21 protein-coding genes and 1 pseudogene are annotated in these 20624 nt (G+C 71.4%); 11 read left to right on the top strand and 11 right to left on the bottom strand.

Going from position 1 to position 20624, the window contains the following annotated elements; all coding sequences use genetic code 11:
- Window positions 1–87: 87 nt before the first annotated feature.
- Complete coding sequence (locus ACWGN5_RS24020) at window positions 88–882, top strand: S16 family serine protease (protein ID WP_453518544.1); 795 nt, start codon at window positions 88–90, stop codon at window positions 880–882.
- Here ACWGN5_RS24020 and ACWGN5_RS24025 read toward each other — a convergent pair.
- The 4 genes from ACWGN5_RS24025 to ACWGN5_RS24040 form a co-directional block, all read right to left on the bottom strand.
- Window positions 815–2140 (bottom strand): MFS transporter, encoded by a 1326-nt coding sequence (locus ACWGN5_RS24025; protein ID WP_453518545.1) that lies wholly within the window; start codon window positions 2138–2140, stop codon window positions 815–817. The two genes, ACWGN5_RS24020 and ACWGN5_RS24025, sit on opposite strands and share 68 nt — an antisense overlap.
- 21 nt (window positions 2141–2161) lie before the next feature.
- On the bottom strand, window positions 2162–2359 hold the full coding sequence (locus ACWGN5_RS24030; RefSeq protein WP_453518547.1) for a hypothetical protein: 198 nt from the start codon (window positions 2357–2359) through the stop codon (window positions 2162–2164).
- A 121-nt stretch (window positions 2360–2480) separates the two neighbouring features.
- Window positions 2481–3098, bottom strand: a complete 618-nt coding sequence (locus tag ACWGN5_RS24035) for an ArsR/SmtB family transcription factor (protein ID WP_453518549.1) — start codon at window positions 3096–3098, stop codon at window positions 2481–2483.
- Window positions 3099–3187: 89 nt separating this feature from the next.
- Window positions 3188–3655: an Lrp/AsnC family transcriptional regulator gene (locus tag ACWGN5_RS24040; protein WP_123452764.1), complete on the bottom strand. Its 468-nt coding sequence runs from the start codon at window positions 3653–3655 to the stop codon at window positions 3188–3190.
- A gap of 121 nt (window positions 3656–3776) precedes the next feature.
- Between ACWGN5_RS24040 and hppD the strand changes: the two genes are divergently transcribed.
- Entirely contained in the window at window positions 3777–4922 is a 1146-nt protein-coding gene (hppD, locus tag ACWGN5_RS24045) for a 4-hydroxyphenylpyruvate dioxygenase (RefSeq protein ID WP_453518551.1), read from the top strand.
- A gap of 350 nt (window positions 4923–5272) precedes the next feature.
- Here hppD and ACWGN5_RS24050 read toward each other — a convergent pair whose 3' ends face one another.
- Entirely contained in the window at window positions 5273–6667 is a 1395-nt protein-coding gene (locus ACWGN5_RS24050; RefSeq protein ID WP_453518554.1) for a tetratricopeptide repeat protein, read from the bottom strand.
- A gap of 98 nt (window positions 6668–6765) precedes the next feature.
- Between ACWGN5_RS24050 and ACWGN5_RS24055 the strand changes: the two genes are divergently transcribed.
- Complete coding sequence (locus ACWGN5_RS24055) at window positions 6766–8148, top strand: FAD-binding oxidoreductase (protein ID WP_453518556.1); 1383 nt, start codon at window positions 6766–6768, stop codon at window positions 8146–8148.
- A gap of 23 nt (window positions 8149–8171) precedes the next feature.
- On the opposite strand, the gene ACWGN5_RS24060 is transcribed toward ACWGN5_RS24055, so the two are convergent.
- Entirely contained in the window at window positions 8172–8663 is a 492-nt protein-coding gene (locus ACWGN5_RS24060; protein WP_453518558.1) for an SsgA family sporulation/cell division regulator, read from the bottom strand.
- 333 nt (window positions 8664–8996) lie between these two features.
- Here ACWGN5_RS24060 and ACWGN5_RS24065 point away from each other — a divergent pair, with 333 nt between their 5' ends.
- Together ACWGN5_RS24065 and ACWGN5_RS24070 are read left to right on the top strand one after the other, a co-directional pair.
- Entirely contained in the window at window positions 8997–10427 is a 1431-nt protein-coding gene (locus ACWGN5_RS24065) for an RDD family protein (protein WP_453518561.1), read from the top strand.
- A gap of 90 nt (window positions 10428–10517) precedes the next feature.
- Window positions 10518–11237, top strand: coding sequence for an RDD family protein (locus ACWGN5_RS24070; RefSeq protein ID WP_453518563.1), 720 nt, complete (start codon window positions 10518–10520; stop codon window positions 11235–11237).
- Between the two features lie 55 nt (window positions 11238–11292).
- Here ACWGN5_RS24070 and ACWGN5_RS24075 read toward each other — a convergent pair whose 3' ends face one another.
- Window positions 11293–11550, bottom strand: coding sequence for a hypothetical protein (locus ACWGN5_RS24075; RefSeq protein ID WP_453518565.1), 258 nt, complete (start codon window positions 11548–11550; stop codon window positions 11293–11295).
- A 328-nt stretch (window positions 11551–11878) separates the two neighbouring features.
- On the opposite strand from ACWGN5_RS24075, the gene ACWGN5_RS24080 reads away from it, so the two are divergent.
- Complete coding sequence (locus tag ACWGN5_RS24080) at window positions 11879–14290, top strand: immune inhibitor A domain-containing protein (RefSeq protein ID WP_453518568.1); 2412 nt, start codon at window positions 11879–11881, stop codon at window positions 14288–14290.
- A 122-nt stretch (window positions 14291–14412) separates the two neighbouring features.
- Entirely contained in the window at window positions 14413–14724 is a 312-nt protein-coding gene (locus ACWGN5_RS24085) for a hypothetical protein (protein ID WP_369144480.1), read from the top strand.
- Between the two features lie 18 nt (window positions 14725–14742).
- Here the strand turns inward: ACWGN5_RS24085 and ACWGN5_RS24090 are convergent, their stop codons facing one another.
- Both ACWGN5_RS24090 and ACWGN5_RS24095 read right to left on the bottom strand, forming a co-directional pair.
- Window positions 14743–15342: an isochorismatase family protein gene (locus ACWGN5_RS24090; RefSeq protein WP_453518570.1), complete on the bottom strand. Its 600-nt coding sequence runs from the start codon at window positions 15340–15342 to the stop codon at window positions 14743–14745.
- Between the two features lie 98 nt (window positions 15343–15440).
- A complete protein-coding gene (locus ACWGN5_RS24095) occupies window positions 15441–16769 on the bottom strand; it encodes a nicotinate phosphoribosyltransferase (protein WP_453518572.1) in 1329 nt (442 codons plus the stop codon).
- 114 nt (window positions 16770–16883) lie between these two features.
- Here ACWGN5_RS24095 and clpS point away from each other — a divergent pair, with 114 nt between their 5' ends.
- The 4 genes from clpS (at window position 16884) to ACWGN5_RS24115 (ending at window position 20041) form a co-directional block, all read left to right on the top strand.
- Window positions 16884–17189, top strand: coding sequence for an ATP-dependent Clp protease adapter ClpS (clpS, locus tag ACWGN5_RS24100; RefSeq protein WP_041129438.1), 306 nt, complete (start codon window positions 16884–16886; stop codon window positions 17187–17189).
- Window positions 17189–17773: a DUF2017 domain-containing protein gene (locus ACWGN5_RS24105; protein ID WP_453518574.1), complete on the top strand. Its 585-nt coding sequence runs from the start codon at window positions 17189–17191 to the stop codon at window positions 17771–17773. The genes clpS and ACWGN5_RS24105 overlap by 1 nt, the downstream gene beginning before the upstream one ends.
- A 320-nt stretch (window positions 17774–18093) precedes the next feature.
- Entirely contained in the window at window positions 18094–19530 is a 1437-nt protein-coding gene (locus tag ACWGN5_RS24110; RefSeq protein ID WP_453518576.1) for an amino acid permease, read from the top strand.
- 85 nt (window positions 19531–19615) lie between these two features.
- The gene (locus ACWGN5_RS24115; RefSeq protein ID WP_453518578.1) at window positions 19616–20041 is read left to right on the top strand and encodes a Mov34/MPN/PAD-1 family protein; all 426 of its coding nucleotides are present in this window, start codon (window positions 19616–19618) and stop codon (window positions 20039–20041) included.
- Between the two features lie 34 nt (window positions 20042–20075).
- Here ACWGN5_RS24115 and ACWGN5_RS24120 read toward each other — a convergent pair.
- Window positions 20076–20370 (bottom strand): annotated as a pseudogene (locus ACWGN5_RS24120) (zinc ribbon domain-containing protein); the annotation flags it as partial.
- Window positions 20370–20624: helix-turn-helix domain-containing protein (locus ACWGN5_RS24125; RefSeq protein WP_453518580.1), on the bottom strand; the 255-nt coding region annotated here is incomplete at its 5' end. The gene ACWGN5_RS24125 and the pseudogene ACWGN5_RS24120, both read right to left, overlap by 1 nt.

Raw genomic sequence — 20624 nt, forward strand, 5'->3', positions numbered from 1 at the left:
GGCCCCCGCGCCCCGGTGACCACCCCCCGGCCCGGGACCCCCGCGCCCCCGGCCGGGCCCCGGCGCCCGTCCCAGTAGATTGGGGCCGTGCTCTCCAGCCTCTCCCGTCCCCGCGCCCTCGCTCTCTGCGCCCTGCCCGTCGCCGCGCTCTTCGCCGTCGTCGGGCTCGCGCCGTTGCCGTACGCGATCGCGCAGCCCGGCACGACCGCCGACGTGCTCGGCAAGGACCAGGGCAAGGAGGTCATCACCATCACCGGCGCCCCGGTCCACCCGACCACGGGGCAGCTGCGGATGACGACGATCCTCGCGACCGGGCCGTCCACGGAGGTGGACCTCGCGGACGTCACCGACGCCTGGTTCCGTACCGACCGGGCCGTCCTGCCGCACGACTCCGTCTACCCCTCGGGGCAGTCCGACGAGGAGATCGAGAAGCACAACCTCGGGCAGATGAAGGAGTCGCAGGACGCCGCCACCCTCGCTGCCCTCGGGTACCTGAAGCTGGACCCGAAGCAGGTGAAGGTGACCCTGAACCTCGCCGACATCGGCGGGCCCAGCGCCGGGCTGCTCTTCTCCCTCGGCATCGTCGACAAGCTCGACGGCGACGGGAACGGCGGCGACCTCACCGGCGGCCGGACCGTCGCCGGTACGGGCACGATCGAGCCGGACGGCACGGTCGGGGCGGTCGGCGGGGTCTCCCTCAAGACGCAGGCCGCCGCCCGCGACGGCGCCACGGTCTTCCTCGTACCGAAGAACGAGTGCTCGGACGCCCTGGCCGAGCAGCCGAAGGGCCTGCGGCTCGTGCCCGTGACCGCGCTCAGCGACGCGGTGGCGTCCCTGCGGGCCCTGGCGCAGGGGCAGGAGTCGAAGGTTCCGTCCTGCTGACGTCCCCGGCGGGCCGGGTCTTCCGATCCGCGTCCATGCCGCGCCAGGCCGGGAAGACCATCGGCGAGAGCGTCGCGAGGAAGTAGGCCGTCCCGATCCCGAGCAGTGTCGCCGTGAGGCCGACCCGCTCGACCAGGAGCCCGGCGGCCAGACCGCCCAGCGGGGTCGTGAGCAGGACGCCGGCCGTGCTCGCGCCCATGACCCGGCTGCGCAGCGCGTCGGGCACCTGCTCGTACAGGACCGTGGTCAGGATCGGGTTGAGGACGCCGGCGCCGAAGCCGGCGGCCACGACCGTCACGAGCAGCGGCGCGGTGGTGTCGGTGAGCGCGGCGACGACGTACGGCGGGGAGCCGCAGAGCAGGAAGCCCACCGTGAACACCGCCCGGCGCGGGAAGCGTTCGCCGACCGCCCCGTAGAGCAGGGCGCCGGCCAGGGCGCAGCCGGCGAAGACCGAGACGAGCAGGCCCTGTGCGGCGGGACCGCCGAGGTCCTCCTTGGCGTGGACCGGCAGCAGCACCGAACTCCAGCTCTGGTTGAGGCCGTTGGTCACCATCACCATGACGGTGATGGCGAGCAGCAGCCGGGCCCGGAACAGGTAGGCGTACCCCTCGCGCAGATCGGCGCGGTAGCGGGCGGCGGAGAGCGGGGGCCCGTCGCGCTGCGGTTCCGCCGCCGGCACCCCGCGCAGGGCCGCCGCGACGAGCAGCGCGGAGGCGGTGAAGGTGGCCGCGTCGAGGTACAGCACGGTGCCGGGGCCCATGAACGCCACGAGCAGTCCGGCGATCGCGGCGCCCGTCATCCGGGCCCCGCGCGCCACCGCGTCGTACAGGCTGGCGGCCCGGGTGAGTGAGGTCCCGGCCCGCCCGGCCAGGTCGGGTACGAGGACGTGCCGGGCCATCTCGCCGGGTGCGTGGAACAGGCCCGTGACGGCCATCAGCGCGCACAGCATCCAGAACCGGAGGGCGCCCGTCTGGTGCAGGAGCGGGATCGCGGCGAGCGCGAGCCCGCAGACCAGGTCGGAGGCGATGCTGACCCGGCGGCGGCCGAGGCGGTCGATGACCGGGCCGCCGGCGATCGCGGCGAGCACGACGGGGACGGCCGCGCAGAAGGCGACGAGCCCGGCCTTGCCGGGGCTTCCCGTGGTCTCCAGCGCGAACCACGGGACGCCGATGAGCGTGAGCGAATTGCCGGTGACGGATATGGCGTTGGCGGCCAGGACGCCGGCGAGCGGTGTACGGCTGTGCTGTGTCGTCTTCACTTGTCGCCCCCCCCGGCGGTGTCATACGGCCAGAGCGGCGGGGCGCCGCGCGGGCGTGGCCAGGCGCAGGCCCCACTCGACGAGCGTCCAGCCGAGTCGGGCGCGGAGGGCGGGGAGTACGGGGGCGCGGGGGGTGGCGGACGGCCGGAGGGCGGCGGCCTCGCGCCGGAGCTCCGCGGCCGTCAGCGCGTGCAGCTGGAGGTGGATGTCGGCATGCATGATGCGGGGTTCCTTCCGTGGGTGCGGGCGATGACGGTGCGGGCGGTGACGGTGCGGGCGGTGACGGTGAGGGCGGTGACCGTGCGGGCGGTGACGGTGCGGCCGGTGACCGTGCGGTCGATCAGTCCTCGTGCTGCGGGAACGCGTGCAGGTGCATCCGTACGGTGCTGGCGCCCGGCGCGTCGGGGTCGGCGGTGTCGCTGTACTCGTTGATCAGCGCGTGGATCTTCTGGTTGAGCTCGCGCAGCCGCTCGGGCGGGAGGCTGAGCCTGAAGTCGCTGAAGTCCGAGGCTCCGGCCCACTCCTCGTCCCAGGTGTGGCGGGTGGCGACCCAGGTCGACAGCTCCTGGGTGTGGATGGTCGCGATCTCGTGCATGACGACGTCGAGGGCGCCCTGGACCTCGGGGTCGGGGTTCTTGTGGAGCGTCTCGTCGAAGCTCGTCCCCTGGTGGGCCGCCTTCCACCACCGCTCACGGCCCTTGCCGCGCGTCGGGTCGTCCACGATGAAGTCGTGGGCGGCGAGCTGGCGCAGGTGGTAGCTGGTGGCGCCGCTGGACTCGCCGAGCCGCTCGGCGAGCTGGGAGGCGGTGGCGGGTCCGTAGCGGCGCAGAGCGCGCAGCAGCTGGATGCGCAGGGGGTGGGCGATGGCCCGGAGGGAGCGCGGGTCGAGCGTGCGGGTGAGGAGCTCGTCGGGCTGGGCGTGGGGCTCCGCCGGGGACTGGTCTTCGGGCTCGGGCATGGTTCGACCCTAGAGTTGCAAAGAAGTACTTGCAAGGGTTTCTTTGCAAGTACTTCTTTGCAGAGCTCTCTTTGTACTCGGCCCGGCCGCTACTCCTGTGCCGCCTGCTCCACCAACGGGATGATCCGCAGCGGTACCGGGTTCTCCATCACGATCGCCGTCGACGCCCGCACGATCCCCTCGAAGGCCACCACCTTGTCGATCACCCGCTGGAGGTCCGCGTTCGAGCGGGCGACCAGGCGGCAGAGCATGTCGCCGTGGCCCGTCGTCGTGTGCAGCTCCAGGACCTCCGGCACCGTCGCCAGATGGCCCCGCACGTCCGCGCCCTGCCCCTGCTTGATCTCCAGCGTCGCGAAGGCCGTCACCGGATAGCCGAGCGCCGCCGGGTCCACCTGCGGCCCGAACCCGCGGATCACCCCGCTCGCCTGGAGCCGGTCGAGGCGCGCCTGCACCGTGCCGCGCGCCACCCCCAGACGCCGGGAGGCCTCCAGGACCCCGATGCGCGGCTCGCGCGCCAGGAGCGCGATCAGCCGGCCGTCCAAATGATCGATCGCCACAGCGGCCTCCCCATGGTCAGGATGTACAAGTCGCACGGCCATACTCGCCGGTCGCTGTGCATATTGACCAGAGGATCAGCCAACTCTTGCGCACCTTGCCGAACGGCGGGACATTGCTGCCATGACTGAGACCATCGATCACACCCCTTCCACCGCGCGTGAGGCCGATCCCTTCCCGGTCAAGGGAATGGACGCGGTCGTCTTCGCCGTCGGCAACGCCAAGCAGGCCGCGCACTACTACTCCACGGCCTTCGGCATGAAGCTGGTCGCCTACTCCGGACCGGAGAACGGCAGCCGCGAGACCGCCAGTTACGTCCTCACCAACGGCGCCGCCCGTTTCGTGTTCACCTCCGTCATCAAGGTCGCGACCGACTGGGGCCGCTTCCTCGCCGAGCACGTCGCCGAGCACGGTGACGGCGTCGTCGACCTGGCGATCGAGGTGCCGGACGCGCGCGCCGCGTACGCCTACGCCGTCGCGCACGGCGCCACCGGCATCACCGAGCCGTACGAGCTGAAGGACGAGAACGGCACCGTCGTCCTCGCCGCCATCGCCACGTACGGCAAGACCCGCCACACCCTCGTCGAGCGCTCCGGCTACGACGGCCCCTACCTGCCGGGCTTCGTCTCCGCCAGCCCGATCGTCGAGCCGCCGGCCAAGCGCACCTTCCAGGCCATCGACCACTGCGTCGGCAACGTCGAGCTCGGCAAGATGAACGACTGGGTCGCCTTCTACAACAAGGTCATGGGCTTCACGAACATGAAGGAGTTCGTGGGCGACGACATCGCGACCGAGTACTCGGCGCTCATGTCGAAGGTCGTCGCGGACGGCACCCTCAAGGTGAAGTTCCCGATCAACGAGCCGGCGATCGCGAAGAAGAAGTCGCAGATCGACGAGTACCTGGAGTTCTACGGCGGGGCCGGCGTCCAGCACATCGCCCTCGCCACCAACGACATCGTCGCGACCGTCCGCTCCATGCGCGCGGCGGGCGTCCAGTTCCTCGACACCCCCGACTCGTACTACGACACGCTCGGCGAGTGGGCCGGCGAGACGCGCGTGCCCGTCGAGACCCTGCGCGAGCTGAAGATCCTCGTCGACCGCGACGAGGACGGCTACCTGCTGCAGATCTTCACCAAGCCGGTCCAGGACCGGCCGACCGTCTTCTTCGAGATGATCGAGCGGCACGGGTCGATGGGCTTCGGCAAGGGCAACTTCAAGGCACTGTTCGAAGCGATCGAGCGCGAACAGGAAAAGCGCGGCAACCTGTAGGACCCCGCCGTTGTGGGCGCGCTTCCGCCCGTTGTGGGCAATCGTTCCGCAAGGGGCGGAACGGGTGGGCACAACGGACGGCGCCCCTTGCCGGGCCTAGGCTCCCGCGCCTGAACCCGCACCCGTGTGCACCGTCGCTCGTGGTGCGGGTCAGGGCGCGGAACGCGGAGGCGCCGCTGGGCGCGCCGTCCCGTGTGCCCACCCGTCCCGCCCCAGCGGGACGATTGCCCACACGGCGTGTGGGCACTGCCCAGCAGAGCGCGGGCGCACGCGGGGCGGGCAGCGCCCAGCAAGGCGCCCACACGGCGGTCGCGCGCCCCGGCCCATACGGGGGTGGGCCGGGGCGCGGGTCAGCGCCGGAGGAGCTTCGCCGGCTTCGCCTCCGGGCGGAGCTCCGGTGGGAGTTCGTCCGGCAAGGACCCCAGCACCCCCAACCCCTCCGCCGCCCTCCCCGCATGCAACGGCGAGAAGGTCGGATGGAGCCGCAGCGCCTCCTCCAGATGCCGCCGCGCCGGGCCCCGCTGGTCCAGGGCCCGTTCGATCTCGCCCCGGTGGTACATGAAGAGCGCGCTCCGGAGCCCCTCCTCCGTGGCGCGTTTCGCAAACCCCAGCGCTTCCTTCGACGCGCCCGACCGGTGCAGCGCCCAGCCCAGCGCGTCCGCCACCCGTACGGAGCGGTGGCCCCGCGCCCACTCCGCGCGCATCCGGGCGACCGCGGCCGCCGGGTCGCCGTGGTCCGCGTCCAGGAGACCGAGCGGCACCTCCGCCCCCGCCCACGAGCCCGCCCGCAGCCGCTCGTACAGCGCCCGCGCCTCCCCGGCCCTGCCCAGCGACTCGTACAGTTCGCCCGCCTCCAGGAGGTACTCCGGCAGCGGCAGCCGGTCCAGGGCCGCCCGCCAGGCGGGCACCGCCTCCTCCGTGCGGCCGAGGGCCGCGAGGGCCCGCGCCCGGCCCGCGAGCGAGGGCCCGTGGTCCCGTACGAGCCGCAGCGCCGCCCCGTACTGCCCGAGGGCCTCCTCCGGCTCGCCCCGCTCCCACGCCAGGTCCCCGAGCCGCGCGAGGCCCGCCGCCTTCTCCGGGGCCGTCTCCGCGAGCGCCACCGCGTCGAGGGCCGCCGCGTCCGCGTCCTCGCGCCAGCCCCGGTCGCGGTAGCTCTGCGCGGCCCTGGCCCGTACCACCGCGCCCGCGTGGAGCCCCTGCAGGCTCTCCATGGCCTTCTGGGCCGCCTTGTACTCCCCGAGCCCGTTGTACGCGTCGATCAGGACCGGATACACGGGCCAGCGGCGCGGATCGGCCTTCCGTACCCGCTCGCCCCACTCCTTCGCCGTCCTCCAGTCGCCCCGCGCCCCCGCGAGCGCCCCGAGCCCGAGCTGCGCCTCCAGATTGCCGCGCGCGGCGGGCCGTTCGTCGAGCGAGCGCCGCAGCGCCCGCTCGGCCCGCGGATAGTCCCGTACGTCTCCGAGCCGGCCGCCCCGCTCCGTGTACGCCGCGCCCAGCTCCGCCCAGGACGCCTCGTCGTCCGGATGGTCCCGCAGCCACTCCTCCCGGTCGGCGATCAAGGCGGCCAGGTCCGGCAGCGAGGCCTGCGCGCCCGCGTGGGCGGCGATCGCCGCCCGCTCCGCCGGTCCGGGCGGCCCGGACGGGCCCTGCCCAAGGAACTCCGGGACGTACAGCAGGGCCGTCGCCGCGAGCACCGCGCCCACCCCGGCCGCCAGGACCGTCCTCGACACGTTCTCGGTCTTCATGGCGCTCACTGTGCGCCCGTGTCCGCCTGTAGGAAGAGCACACGAAGCGCCCGCTCCGGCGGGTTCACACCGATGGACGCGGGTGCCAGGCTGGACGCATGGACGATCTTCAGCGGAACGACCTCATGGCGCGGCTGCGCGCCGGGCTCCCCGACGACACGCTCCTGACCGACCCGGACGTCACCGCCTCCTACGCGCGCGACATGGCGAGTTTCTGCGCGGCCGGCACCCCCGCGGCCGTCGTGCTCCCGCGGACGGTCGAGCAGGTCCAGTACGTCATGCGGACCGCGACCGAACTCCGCGTCCCCGTCGTCCCGCAGGGCGCCCGCACGGGCCTGTCGGGCGGCGCCAACGCCTCCGACGGGTGCATCGTGCTCTCCCTCGTGAAGATGGACCGCATCCTGGAGATCAACCCGGTCGACCGGATCGCCGTCGTCGAACCGGGCGTCGTCAACGCCGTGCTGTCCCGCGCCGTCGCCGAACACGGCCTGTACTACCCGCCGGACCCGTCCAGCTGGGAGAGCTGCACCATCGGCGGGAACATCGGCACCGCCTCCGGCGGCCTGTGCTGCGTCAAGTACGGGGTCACCGCCGAGTATGTGCTCGGTCTCGACGTCGTCCTCGCCGACGGGCGGCTCCTGCGCACCGGCCGGCGCACGGCGAAGGGCGTCGCCGGATACGACCTGACCCGGCTCTTCGTCGGCTCCGAGGGCAGCCTCGGCATCGTCGTCGGGGCCGTCCTCGCGCTCAAGCCGCAGCCCCCGGCGCAGCTCGCGCTCGCCGCCGAGTTCCCGTCCGCGGCCGCCGCCTGCGAGGCGGTCTGCGCGATCATGGAGCGCGGCCACACCCCTTCGCTGCTCGAACTCATGGACCGCACCACCGTCCAGGCGGTCAACAAGCTGGCGCGCATGGGTCTGCCCGACACCACCGAGGCGCTGCTGCTGTGCGCCTTCGACACCCCGGACCCGGCCGCCGACCTGGCAGCCGTCGGGGAGCTGTGCACGGCGGCGGGCGCCACCGAGGTCGTCCCGGCCGCCGACACCGCCGAGTCCGAACTCCTCCTCCAGGCGCGCCGGCTCTCCCTCACCGCCCTGGAGACGATCAAGTCCGCGACGATGATCGACGACGTGTGCGTGCCGCGGACCCGGCTCGCCGAGATGCTCGACGGCACGGCGGTGATCGCGGAGAAGTACCACCTGACCATCGGCGTCTGCGCGCACGCCGGCGACGGCAACACCCATCCCGTCGTCTGCTTCGACCACACCGACGAGGACGAGTCGGGGCGGGCGCGGGAGTCCTTCGACGAGATCATGGCGCTGGGCCTCGCACTCGGCGGCACGATCACCGGCGAGCACGGTGTGGGCGTCCTCAAGAAGGAGTGGCTGGCACGGGAGCTGGGACCGGTCGGTCTCGAACTCCAGCGCGGGATCAAGGCCACCTTCGATCCGCTGGGGCTGCTCAACCCCGGAAAGCTCTTCTGAGCCCGCGTCCAGGGGCACGGGGGTCACAGCTCGCCGTCCTGGGACTCGTCCGACGGCCACGGGTCGCGCAGCCACAGGTCGTCCCCGACCACCGTGGTCGCCAGGAGCTCCGCGAGCCCGTCGTCGATGCCGAGCCGCTCGGACTCGGTGCCCGGCGGCACCGCGCGCAGGGTCCGCTCCAGCCACGCGGACACCTGCGCCGACGGGGCTTCGAGCAGCGCGTCGCCGTCCGGCGAGGAGAGCGCCATCAGGATGACGCTGCGGCCCTCGACCTTCGTCGGCCAGATGCGGACGTCGCCGTGGCCGCAGGCCCGGAAGACGCCCTCGACGAGCAGTTCGCGCGCGAAGGTCCAGTTGACCGGGTGGTCGGTGCCGACGTGGAAGGTGATGTGGACGGCGTACGGGTCGTCGGTCCGGTAGGCGAGCCGGGCGGGGACCGGGACGGAGCGCTCGGGGGAGAGCACCAGCTTCAGTTCCAGCTCGCGCTCGACGGTGTTGTTGTCGGTGTTCTGCATGGTCCTGCTCCTTCTCGCCGGCGGCCCCTGGCGGGCCTTCACCTGGAGAGAGCGGGGTGGTTGCGGTTCATTACGCGACTTCGAGAACTTTTTTCGGGAAGTTTTTCCGGCCGGTTTCCGGGGAGGTGTTCAGAGCGGTCCGGGGGACGGGATGCACCGGCCCGAACATCACCGGGAGTGATCGATTCCGGTACGTGTCCCCCCGAAGGCGGGCTTTCTCGCGGGCTCCTTGTCCCCTCGGGGACGTTCTTCGTTACTGTCCTCCTTGGGCGCGGCACGCCCGGCGCGCGGCCGTGCGGATCAAAGGCGTTGTGACTGAACGGAGTCGGGGCAGTGGCTACTCCTCCTGGAGGCGGCGGAGAGGTACCGCAGGCGGGGTACTACCCGGACCCGTCCATTCCCGGGTACATCCGGTACTGGAACGGGGGCGCGTGGGTGCCCGGCACGAGCCGGCCCGCCCCGGCGGACGGCGAGGTTCCGGCCGGCCCGCCCGCCTCGGCGATCCCGGCGGGCCCGATCCTCGCCGCCAGCCCGGCCCCCGCCCCGGCCCCGGTGCCCGCACCGGCGCCCGCGCAGCCCGCCGAACAGACACCGGCACCGGCGCAGCCCGCCGCGCCCGTGCAGTCCGCCGCGCCCGTGCAGGCGGCCCCGCACGTGCCCGCCCAGGCGCAGGCCCCCGCACCGACACCCGCGCCCGCCCCCGTACCCACGGTGGAGGAGACCGGGCCCATGTTCCTCGACGAGGAGCCGCTCGCACCGGAGCCCGCTTCGGCCTGGCAGGCCGACTCCTCCCGGCAGACCGGCTTCGGCGGCGACCTCGACCAGAAGGTCTCCTGGGGCACGCCCCGGACGCCGGATCCGCGCACCCCGGCCGACTGGCCGGTCGCGGGCGGGAGCGAGCCGGAGGAGAAGCGGACCCCGGCCCCGGTCCCCGTCGCGGACCCCCGGGCCACCGGGGGAGCGGCACGCCTCGGAGGCATGCCCGTCACCCCGATCCCGACGCCCTCCCCGACGCCCCAGCCCAACCCCCAGCCCCGCCAGTCCGCGGCCCCCGCCGCAGCGGCCCCGGCACCGGCCCCGGCACCCGCCCCCGTGGCCGTCCAGCCCTCCGCCCCGGCCCCCGCCCCCACGCCCACCCCCGTACAGCCCCAGCCCTCCTGGGCCCAGCAGCCCCAGCCCGTACCTCAGCCCCAGGCCCAGCCCCAGGAGCCGCAGACGCCCGTCGTCCCCTGGAAGCCGCCCGTCGAGGACGTGTTCCAGGCGGCCGCCCGCGAGCAGGCCGCCGCGCGTCCGGCCGGGCTCGGCCGGCGTCTGCTCGCCCGGCTGATCGACAGCGTCGTCCTGGGCGCGCTGGTCGGCGCGGCCTCCGTGCCGTTCGTGACCGCCGCCGTCGACCACATCGAGGAGAAGATCGAGGCGGCCAGGCAGTCCGGCACCACGGTCCAGGTCTGGCTGCTCGACGGGACGACCTCCGTCCAGTTCGGCATCGCGCTCGCCTCGCTGTTCGTCATCGGCGTCCTGTACGAGGCGCTGCCCACCGCCAAGTGGGGCCGCACGCTGGGCAAGAAGCTGTGCGGGCTCGAGGTGCGGGACATCGAGGGGCACCAGCCGCCGACCTTCGGGAAGGCGCTCCGCCGCTGGCTCGTCTACAGCGTCCTGGGGCTGCTGGCCGTCGGTGTCCTCAATGTCCTGTGGTGTCTCTTCGACCGTCCGTGGCGTCAGTGCTGGCACGACAAGGCGGCCGGCACGTTCGTCGCGCGCTGAGGGAGCGCTGAGGGAGGGCCGGGGAAGCGCCGTCCCCCGAACGGGCGGTGATTCCTTGCGGGGCCGTCACGGCCGGGATGCACTGCCCCCATGAGCACCGACCAGCCGCCGCCCGGCCAGCCGCCCGAGGACGACCCGTTCAGCAAGAGGCCCCCGGAGCCGCCGCCGGGAGGGCCGCCGCCGGGTCCGCCGCCGGGAGGCCCGCCCCCGGGTGGGCCCCCGCCGGGGAGCCCGTACGGCTCCCCGTACGGGTCTCCGTACGACAACCCGCCCCCGTCCCCTCCTCCGTACGGTGGCTACGGCGGCGGTTACGGAGGGACCGATCCGCTCTCCGGGATGCCGCCGCTCGCCGAGACCGGACGCCGGATCCTCGCGCGGCTCATCGACTGGTTGATCATCGCGGTGCCGCTCGCGATCATCGGCATCCCGTTCGACATCTACGACCGGGCGACCAAGAACGGCGACGGCTTCGACAACACCGTCAACAGCCTCAACGGCGGCAGCCAGCTGGTCTTCCAGCTGATCACGATCGTCGCGTACGTCGCGTACGACACCGTGATGACGGCCAAGAACGGCCAGACCCTCGGCAAGAAGCTGATGAAGCTGCGGGTCGCGATGCTCAACGACGGGACGACGCCCCCGATGAGCCAGTCGCTGCTGCGCGCCGTCGTGCTCTGGCTGCCCGCGCTGATCTGCTGCGCCTGCCTGTGGCCGCTGCTGATCCTGATCCTGATCATGGTCGACAAGCCGTACAAGCAGGGCCTGCACGACAAGGCGGCGAAGACAGTGGTGGTGACCGTCCCTCAGTGAGACGTCCTCGGTGAGGTGTCCTCAGTGAGACGTCCTCAGTAATACGGACGAAGCGTCACGAAGAGATCCGGGTATCGGCCCCCGCGCCCACGCGCTGGGCCGGCACCCGGATCTCTTCGTTCACCGGGGTATTGACGGGCCGCTCGCGCACCGGCATCGTCACCGCCACCAGGGCGCCGAGCAGCAGGCCGGCGGTGCAGATCACCGCGATGCCCAGGGTCGTCGTCGTACCGGAGAGCAACAGCAGGGCGACGGTCGCGAGGACGACGGTGGCCGAACCGTAGGTGAGCTGTGCGGCGTTCGGACGCTGCATGACGGGTACCGCCCCTCGAGACGTCGGTTCGACTCTACGACGGTGGATGCCCGGGGGGTGTGACAGGTAAGCGTGACCTAACCCACGCTGCCGTTGCACAGGGGGCGCACGGGGGCACGAAAGCGTCAATCTTCCTTCACTGCGCGCCCACCAGGTGTTCGATAATCGGAAATCGGGTCCTGCATAGTGCAGTTGACCCGTGCAAGTCAAGATCTGTCTTTTCTGGCCCCACTCCGGTCGAATGTCGTCACTTGTGACGCGCGACCCCCGCCGGACGGACACCCCACCTTCGGTCCGAGGGCGTGGGCGCCGGGGAGGACAACATCAAGTGACCAACAGACGACGGGCGATCAGAGCGTCCGCAGTCGTCGTGGCGCTCGCGGCCACCGCTGCCACCGCCTCGACCTTCACCACCGCCTGGGCCGACAACAACGGCAACGTGACGCCGGCCGCGGGCATCCAGACCGTCGACAAGACGACGGTCGACCACGACCTCGAGGGTCCCTACAGCGACCAGCAGGAGCAGCAGCGCAAGGCTGCCCTGGAGGCGGTCCTGAGCGGCGACGCCAAGGTCGAGAACCGCGGGGGCTCGCAGGTCGTCAAGCTCGGCGCCAAGAAGTACGTCGAGCTCGGCCGTGAGAAGACCGACAAGATCTTCACCATCCTCGTCGAGTTCGGCGACCAGGTGGACAACACCACCCTGGTCGACCGCAAGGACGACGACACGCCGGAGCTGAAGCCGAAGTACGGCGGCACGCCCGGCCCGCTGCACAACGCGATAGCCCAGCCGGACCGTGCGACCGACAACTCCACGGCCTGGCAGGCGGACTACAACCAGCAGCACTTCCAGGACCTGTACTTCGGTACCGGCAAGGACGCCCAGGGCAAGCCCAAGCAGTCCCTGAAGACCTACTACGAGCGGACCTCGTCCGGCCGTTACTCGGTCGACGGCACCGTCTCCGACTGGGTCAAGGTCCCGTACAACGAGGCCCGCTACGGCTCGAACTACTGCGGCCAGACCAACTGCGCCAACGTCTGGGACACCGTCCGCGACGGCCTCGTCGCCTGGGTCGCCGACCAGAAGGCCAAGGGCCAGACCGACGCCCAGATCAAGGCCCAGCTGGCCACGTACGACCAGTGGGACCGTTACGACTTCGACGGCGACGGCAACTTCAACGAGTCCGACGGCTACATCGACCACTTCCAGCTCGTGCACGCGGGCGAGGACGAGTCGGCCGGCGGCGGCGCCGAGGGCAAGAACGCCCTGTGGGCCCACCGCTGGTACGCCTACGGCACCAACGCGGGCAAGACCGGACCGGCGAACAACAAGGCCGGCGGCACCCCGATCGGTGACACCGGCATCTGGGTCGGCGACTACACGATGCAGCCGGAGAACGGCGGCCTCGGCGTCTTCGCGCACGAGTACGGCCACGACCTCGGCCTGCCGGACCACTACGACACCGCGGGCGGCGAGAACTCCACCGGGTTCTGGACCCTCATGTCCTCGGGTTCCTGGCTCGGTCAGGGCAAGGACGCCATCGGCGACCTGCCCGGCGACATGACCGCCTGGGACAAGCTCCAGCTCGGCTGGCTGAACTACGCCAAGGTCGGCGACTGGCAGCGCTCCACCAAGACCACCCACACGCTGGGCGTCTCGGAGTACAACACCAAGAACCCGCAGGCGCTCGTCGTCGAGCTGCCGAAGAAGGGCGTCACCACCGACATCGTCGCTCCCGCCGAGGGCGCGTCGCAGTGGTGGAGCAACATGGGTGACGACCTCAAGAACACCCTGACCCGCTCCGTCGACCTCACGGGCAAGACGTCCGCCTCCCTGGAGCTCCAGGGCTGGTACGACATCGAGGCCGAGTACGACTACCTCTACGCCGAGGTGTCGACGGACGGCGGCGCCAACTGGACGGCCCTGGACGGCACCGCCGACGGCGTGGCCCTCCCGCGCGACGCGGCCGGCGCCCCCGGTCTGACCGGTGCCTCCGACACGCACAAGAAGCTCGTCTACAACCTGGGCGCCTACGCGGGCAAGAAGGTCGACCTCCGCTTCCGCTACCAGACGGACGGCGGCGCGGGCGGCAAGGGCTTCACGGCCGACGCCATCAACGTGGTCGCCGACGGCGCCTCCGTCTTCGCGGACGGTGCCGAGAACGGCGACAACGGCTGGGTCGCCAAGGGCTTCTCGCGCGTCGGCAAGGGCTTCACGAAGGAGTACGAGCAGTACTACATCGCGGAGAACCGCCAGTACGTCTCGTACGACGCCACCCTCAAGGTCGGCCCGTACAACTTCGGTTTCACGGGTGACAAGGCCGGCTGGGTCGAGCACTACCCGTACCAGAACGGTCTGCTCATCTGGAAGTGGGACCTGTCCCAGAAGGACAACAACACCTCCCAGCACCCGGGCGCCGGTCTGGTCCTCCCGATCGACTCGCACCCGACCCCGCTGAAGTGGTCCAACGGTGAGCTGATGCGCAACCGCGTCCAGTCGTACGACTCGCCGTTCAGCCTCTCCCGCACGGACGGCTTCCAGCTGCACAACAAGGGCATCGCCACCTGGGTCCCGTCCCAGGCCGGCAACCCGACCTTCGACGACCGCAAGGGCGTCTACTGGTTCGCCGAGACCCCGCGCGCCGGTGTCCAGGTAACTGACACCAACACCAAGATCCAGGTCGTCAAGGAGCCCCTGAACGGCCAGACGATCACGGTCCAGGTCGGTCCCTCGACCAAGTAAATAGCAAAACCGCAGGTCAAACCATGATCGGCCGTCGCCCTCTAGCGGGCGGCGGCCGATCGTGTTTAGGTGCGTCTGACGCAGTTCTTATTGACATCTGATCCACGGGGGAGTGGTTCCGCATGCCCAACGGAGGGTTCTGCAAGCTGCCGGGAGGCAGTGTGGTGGTCGCCATAGGGCTGCCGAGCCCGGCCGGCGACGGCGCCACCGTCCGCTTCCTGGTCCACGCCGCCAACCGTGCCCGCGCCCTGACCCGGCTGCGGAACCTCGGCCTGCGGGCGGTCTACCTCCGCGGCAACAGCGAGCCGCCCACCCCGGACGAGGTCACCGCGGTCCTGCACCACCCGGAGGGCCTGCTGTGGAGATCCACACCGGGTGCCGCCCAGGAGCTCTGGCACCCGGTCCGCTCCCTCCCGAAGGAGCCGGCGGCCTGAGGCCCGTCCGGCGGAGGGCTACGCCACCACCGGCTTGCCCGTCAGTTCCACGCCCGCCGTCCGGAGCTCCTCCAGGGCCCGGTCCGTGGTCTCCTTGGCCACGCCGGCCGTCAGGTCGAGCAGGACGTGGGTCCGGAAGCCCTCCCGGGCCGCGTCCAGGGCCGTGGCCCGGACGCAGTGGTCGGTGGCGATGCCGACCACGTCGACCTCGGTGACGCTCCGCTCGCGCAGCCAGTCCGCGAGCGTCAGACCGTTCTCGTCGAAGCCCTCGAAGCCGCTGTACGCCGCGGAGTACGCGCCCTTGTCGAAGACGGCGTCGATCGCCCCGCTGGCGACGGCGGGCGCGAAGTTCGGGTGGAAGCCGACGCCCTCCGTCCCGGCCACGCAGTGCACCGGCCAGGAGGCCACGTAGTCCGGCTGCTCCCCGGCCGGGGCGAAGTGCTCGCCCGGGTCGACGTGGTGGTCGCGGGTGGCGACGACGTGCCGGTAGGAGGTGCCCGCCGTCTGGCCGACCAGGTCGGTGATGGCGGCCGCGACGTCCGCGCCGCCGGCCACCGCGAGGCTGCCGCCCTCGCAGAAGTCGTTCTGAACGTCCACAACGATCAATGCGCGGTGCATGGCGGGTGTCCTTAGCGCGTCGGAAGGGAGAGGTCCGAGCCTAGAGACTTCCCCCTCCCGGCGGGAGGGGGCGGTCCCGAGGACTCCTGCGGGGACTGCTAGGCGTACTCCGTCGGCAGGACCGGCTCGCCCCGCGACAGCTGGATCGCCGACATCGGCAGCCCGGCACGGGCCGCGATGTGCCGCGCCCTCGCGGCTTCCAGGGGCTCCCTGGCCACCACGTCGCCGCTCTTGACCAGCTCGACGAGCAGCTGGTGGTCGGCGAGCTCCGGCGGGACCGGGCCGGTGCCCACGACCTCCGCCTCGGCGACCCCGTCCGCGTCGGGCCTGCGGGCCGCCCACTTGCGGCCGCCGACCGAGGCCTTGCCGCCCAGCGACTTCTTGGCGACCGGCACCAGGGGCGCCTTCGGATCGGCCGAGGCGGCGCGGGCGACCAGCTTGTAGACCATGGAGCAGGTCGGGTGGCCGCTGCCGGTCACCAGCTGCGTGCCGACCCCGTACGCGTCGACCGGGGCCGCCGCGAGCGAGGCGATGGCGTACTCGTCGAGGTCCGAGGTCACGACGATCTTCGTGTCCCGGGCGCCCAGCTCGTCGAGCTGCGCCCGCACCCGGTGGGCGACGAGCAGCAGGTCGCCGGAGTCGATCCGTACGGCCCCGAGCTCGGGCCCGGCGACCTCGACGGCGGTCCGGACGGCCTCGGCGACGTCGTACGTGTCGACGAGCAGGGTCGTGCCGCGCCCGAGGGTCTCCACCTGGGCCCGGAAGGCGTCCCGCTCGCTGTCGTGGAGCAGGGTGAAGGCGTGGGCGGAGGTGCCGACGGTCGGGATGCCGTAGCGGAAGCCGGCCGCGAGGTCGGAGGTGGCCTCGAAGCCGCCGACGTAGGCGGCGCGGGAGGCGGCGACGGCCGCGAGCTCGTGGGTGCGGCGGGCGCCCATCTCGATGAGGCGGCGCCCGCCGGCCGCGGCCGACATGCGGGAGGCGGCGGCGGCGATGGCGGAGTCGTGGTTGAGGATCGAGAGGATCACGGTCTCCAGGAGCACGCACTCCGCGAAGGAGCCCTCGACGCGCAGCACGGGGGAGCCGGGGAAGTACACCTCGCCCTCGGGGTAGCCCCAGATGTCGCCGGAGAAGCGGTAGCGGGCCAGCCACTCCAGGGTCGGCTCGTCGACGATGGAGCGTTCCCGCAGGAAGCCCAGGACGGCGGGGTCGAAGCGGAAGTTCTCGACGGCGTCGAGGACCCGGCCGACGCCCGCGAGGACGCCGTAGCGCCGCCCCTCGGGCAGCCGCCGGGTGAAGACCTCGAAGACGGAGCGCCGGTCGGCGGTGCCGGCCCGCAGGGCCGCCTGGAGCATGGTCAGCTCGTACTGATCGGTGAAGAGCGCGGTCGACGGCACGTCCACCGGCAGCCCAAGGTCCGCAGCGTTCATGTCAGCGATGCTAGCGCAGAAATCGTCAGAGTGACGAATAGTGGGTCCGAACAGCGGGTCCTTTCGCGTGCCCCGTTTGCGCGACGGCCCCCCAGGGGTGACAACATGGTGTGAGTGAGCGTCGCGCCTATTGAGATCGAACGTACGGAATCGGCCGAGGAGGTCTCCGCGGTCGTCGAACCCGACGTGCCCTGGGTGACCCTCGTGCACAACGATCCGGTCAACCTGATGAGCTACGTGGAGTACGTCTTCCAGTCGTACTTCGGATACTCCAAGGACAAGGCGCACAAGCTGATGCTCGACGTGCACAACAAGGGCCGCGCGGTGGTCTCCAGCGGCACCCGCGAGGAGATGGAACGGGACGTGCAGGCGATGCACGGCTACGGCCTCTGGGCGACCCTCTCCCAGGACCGCTTCTGATGGCCGGCCACTTCGAGACCCTCCCCGGCGGCGGCGCGGCCGTCGCGCTCGACGACGTCGAGATCTCCATCCTCCGCTCCCTCACCGTCCAGCTCATGGAGCTGATCGGCCCGGGCGACGAGCCCGCCGCGGACGCGGACCCGCTGGCCGCGCTCTTCGCCGAGGGGCCGAGCGAGCCCCCGTCCGACCCCGCCCTCCGGCGCCTCTTCCCCGACGCGTACGGGGACGACAGCGAGGAGCTGCGGGCGGCCGCCTCCGACTTCCGCCGCTACACCGAGAACGACCTGCGCGCCCGCAAGCGCGAGGACGCCCTCGTGGTCGTCCGCGCCCTCGACTCGCTGTCCGCCGAGGCGGCGGGGGAGGGCGGCGCGGTCCTCAAGCTCACCCCGGAGGAGTCCCGGGCCTGGCTCGGCGCGCTCAACGACCTCCGGCTCACCATCGGGACCCGTCTGGAGATCACGGACGACGAGGAGAGCGAGCAGCTGTACCGGCTGCCGGACTCCGATCCGCGCAAGCCGATGGTGATGGCGTACCTCTGGCTGGGGGCGCTGCAGGAGTCCCTCGTCGCGACCCTGATGGACTGACCGGCCGGCCGTTCACGCCCTGTTCGCTCAGCGGACGCTCAAATCCGGATAACGAATGCGTTATCAGAGCGTCCGCTCGGCCATCTTGCACACCCTTTGTCCGTATTTTTTTGTGGCGCGCGCCACATCCAACTCCGTCGATCACCCCTCACCCCGTGATAAATCTTCACGACCACTCGGGCACGCCACCCCTGTTCCCGAGGGCGCTTGGGCCGGCTGACCGCCGGTAGCACTCCATCCACATCCGGGGGGATCAGGATCTGATCCGCGGCAGACGCACTCGCAGTCGCGCGGATCAGCATGGAGAAAGGCGCACCACCATGACCTCAGTGCAGGTCGACAAGCAGCACGACGGCAATGAGGCCGCGGACTCCGCCTCCGGCGAGGGTTACCACCGGGCACTCGGCGCCCGGCAGATCCAGATGATCGCGATCGGCGGTGCCATCGGCACCGGACTCTTCCTCGGCGCGGGCAAGGGCATCTCCATCGCGGGACCGAGCCTGATCCTCGCGTACGCGGTCGCGGGCCTCGTCATCTTCTTCATCATGCGGGCGCTCGGCGAGCTCCTCATGTACCGCCCGGTGTCGGGCTCCTTCTCGGAGTACGCCCGCGAGTTCATCGGCCCCTTCGCGGGCTTCGCGACCGGCTGGACGTACTGGCTCTTCTGGGTCGTCACCGGCATCACCGAAGTCACCGCCGCGGCCACCTACATGACGTACTGGTGGGACATCCCGCAGTGGCTGTCCGCCCTCGTCTTCACCGTGATCCTCTACGGCGCCAACCTGATCTCCGTGAAGCTCTTCGGTGAGCTGGAGTTCTGGTTCTCCATGGTCAAGGTCACCGCGATCATCGGCATGATCCTGATCTGCGCCGGCATCCTCACCCTCGGCTTCTCCGACGCCGGCGCCACCGCCTCCGTCACCCACCTGTGGGACCTCGGCGGCTTCTTCGGCGGCGATGACGGCATCTTCTCCACCCTGATGACCCTCCAGATGGTCATGTTCGCCTTCCTCGCGGTCGAGCTCGTCGGCGTGACGGCGGGCGAGTCCAAGGACCCGAAGACGGTCCTGCCGAAGGCCATCAACACCGTGCCGTGGCGCATCGCCGTCTTCTACGTCGGCGCGCTGATCATGATCCTCTCGGTCGTCCCGTGGACCGCCTTCAAGCCGGGCGTCAGCCCGTTCGTCGAGGCGTTCGAGCGGATGGGCCTCGGCGTCGGCGCCGCCATCGTCAACTTCGTCGTCCTGACGGCCGCCCTGTCCTCCTGCAACTCGGGCATGTACTCCACCGGCCGCATGCTGCGCGACCTCGCGCTCAACGGCCAGGGCCCGAAGGTCTTCACCAAGCTGACCAAGTCCGGCACCCCGCTGGTCGGCACCACGGTCTCGGCCGCGCTCATGCTGGTCGGCGTCGGGATCAACTACCAGTGGCCCGGCGAGGCGTTCAACTACGTCGTCTCCTTCGCCACCATCTCCGGCATGTGGGCCTGGATCGTCATCCTGATCTGCCAGATCCGCTACCGCCTCAAGGCCGACCGCGGCGAGCTGCCGCAGTCCTCCTTCAAGGCCCCGGGCGGCATCTGGTTCAGCATCTTCTCGCTCGCCTTCATCGGCATGGTGATCGTGACGATGGGCATGGACAAGGACAACCGCGTCGCCCTGTACGGCGCGCCGGTCTGGGGCCTGATCCTCGCGGTCTCCTACCTGGTCCTCAAGGCCCGCAACCCGCAGGGCGCGGCCTTCGCCAAGCGCTCCTGACCCTCCTGACCTGCTCGGTCTCAGCATTCGGGCCGTTCCGTACCATCCATCGGTACGGGGCGGCCCGTCTGCTTATCCTGTCGGCATGCTGACCATCACCCGGGCCCTGTACGACCAGATCGTGGCGCACTCCCGCGCGGACCACCCCGACGAGGCCTGCGGCGTCGTCGCCGGCCCGGTCGGCAGCGGACGCCCCGAGCGGTTCATCCCGATGCTGAACGCCGCCCGCTCGCCCACCTTCTACGAGTTCGACTCCTCGGACCTGCTCAAGCTCTACCGCGACATGGACGACCGGGACGAGGAGCCCGTCATCGTCTACCACTCGCACACCGCGACCGAGGCGTACCCGTCCCGCACGGACATCTCGTACGCCAACGAGCCGCAGGCCCACTACGTCCTCGTCTCCACCGCCGACACCGACGAGGCCGGCCCCTTCCAGTTCCGCTCGTTCTCGATCGTCGAGGGCGTGGTGACGGAGGAAGAGGTCAAGGTCGTCGAGGCGTACGAGTGAAGTGCTCTCCCGGCTGAAGCCGGGAGATTCCCGCTTACCTCGCGGTAGCGGGCTTGACGCGCCTGGCGCGCCTGACGACTGCCCTCCCGGCAGCCGGGACGAGCACGAGGCCCATCCGGTACAGGTGCAAGACGTTCCCTGGCCCCGTTGTGGTCGGCATGGCCCGACCAGCCGCAGTCCGGGTTCTTGCACACGAACACGGCCTGGGACTCCCTGCTGCCGGGCGTCGTGAAACCGCACGACGAGCAGCGCCGGGAGGTGCCAGGGGCGGGGACTCTGACCAGGGTGCCGCCGTGCCGGGCGGTCTTGTACGCGAGCAGGGTGACCGTCAGTAGGCCGTCGTCCGGAAGCGCGCCAGGTACGCGGAGGGCGTCACCCCGAAATGCCGGGCGAACGCCCTCCGCAGGCTCTCGTCACTGCCGAGCCCGCTCCGCGCCGCCGCCCCCGTCACGCTCGCCCCGCCCTCCAGCAGGATCCGCGCCGCCTCCACCCGTACCCGCTCCACGTACCCCGCCGGCGTCGCCCCGACCTGCTCCCGGAACAGCCGCGCCAGATGCCGGGCGCTCATCCCCGCCCGCCGCGC

The organism is Streptomyces sp. NPDC055815, from assembly GCF_053616475.1.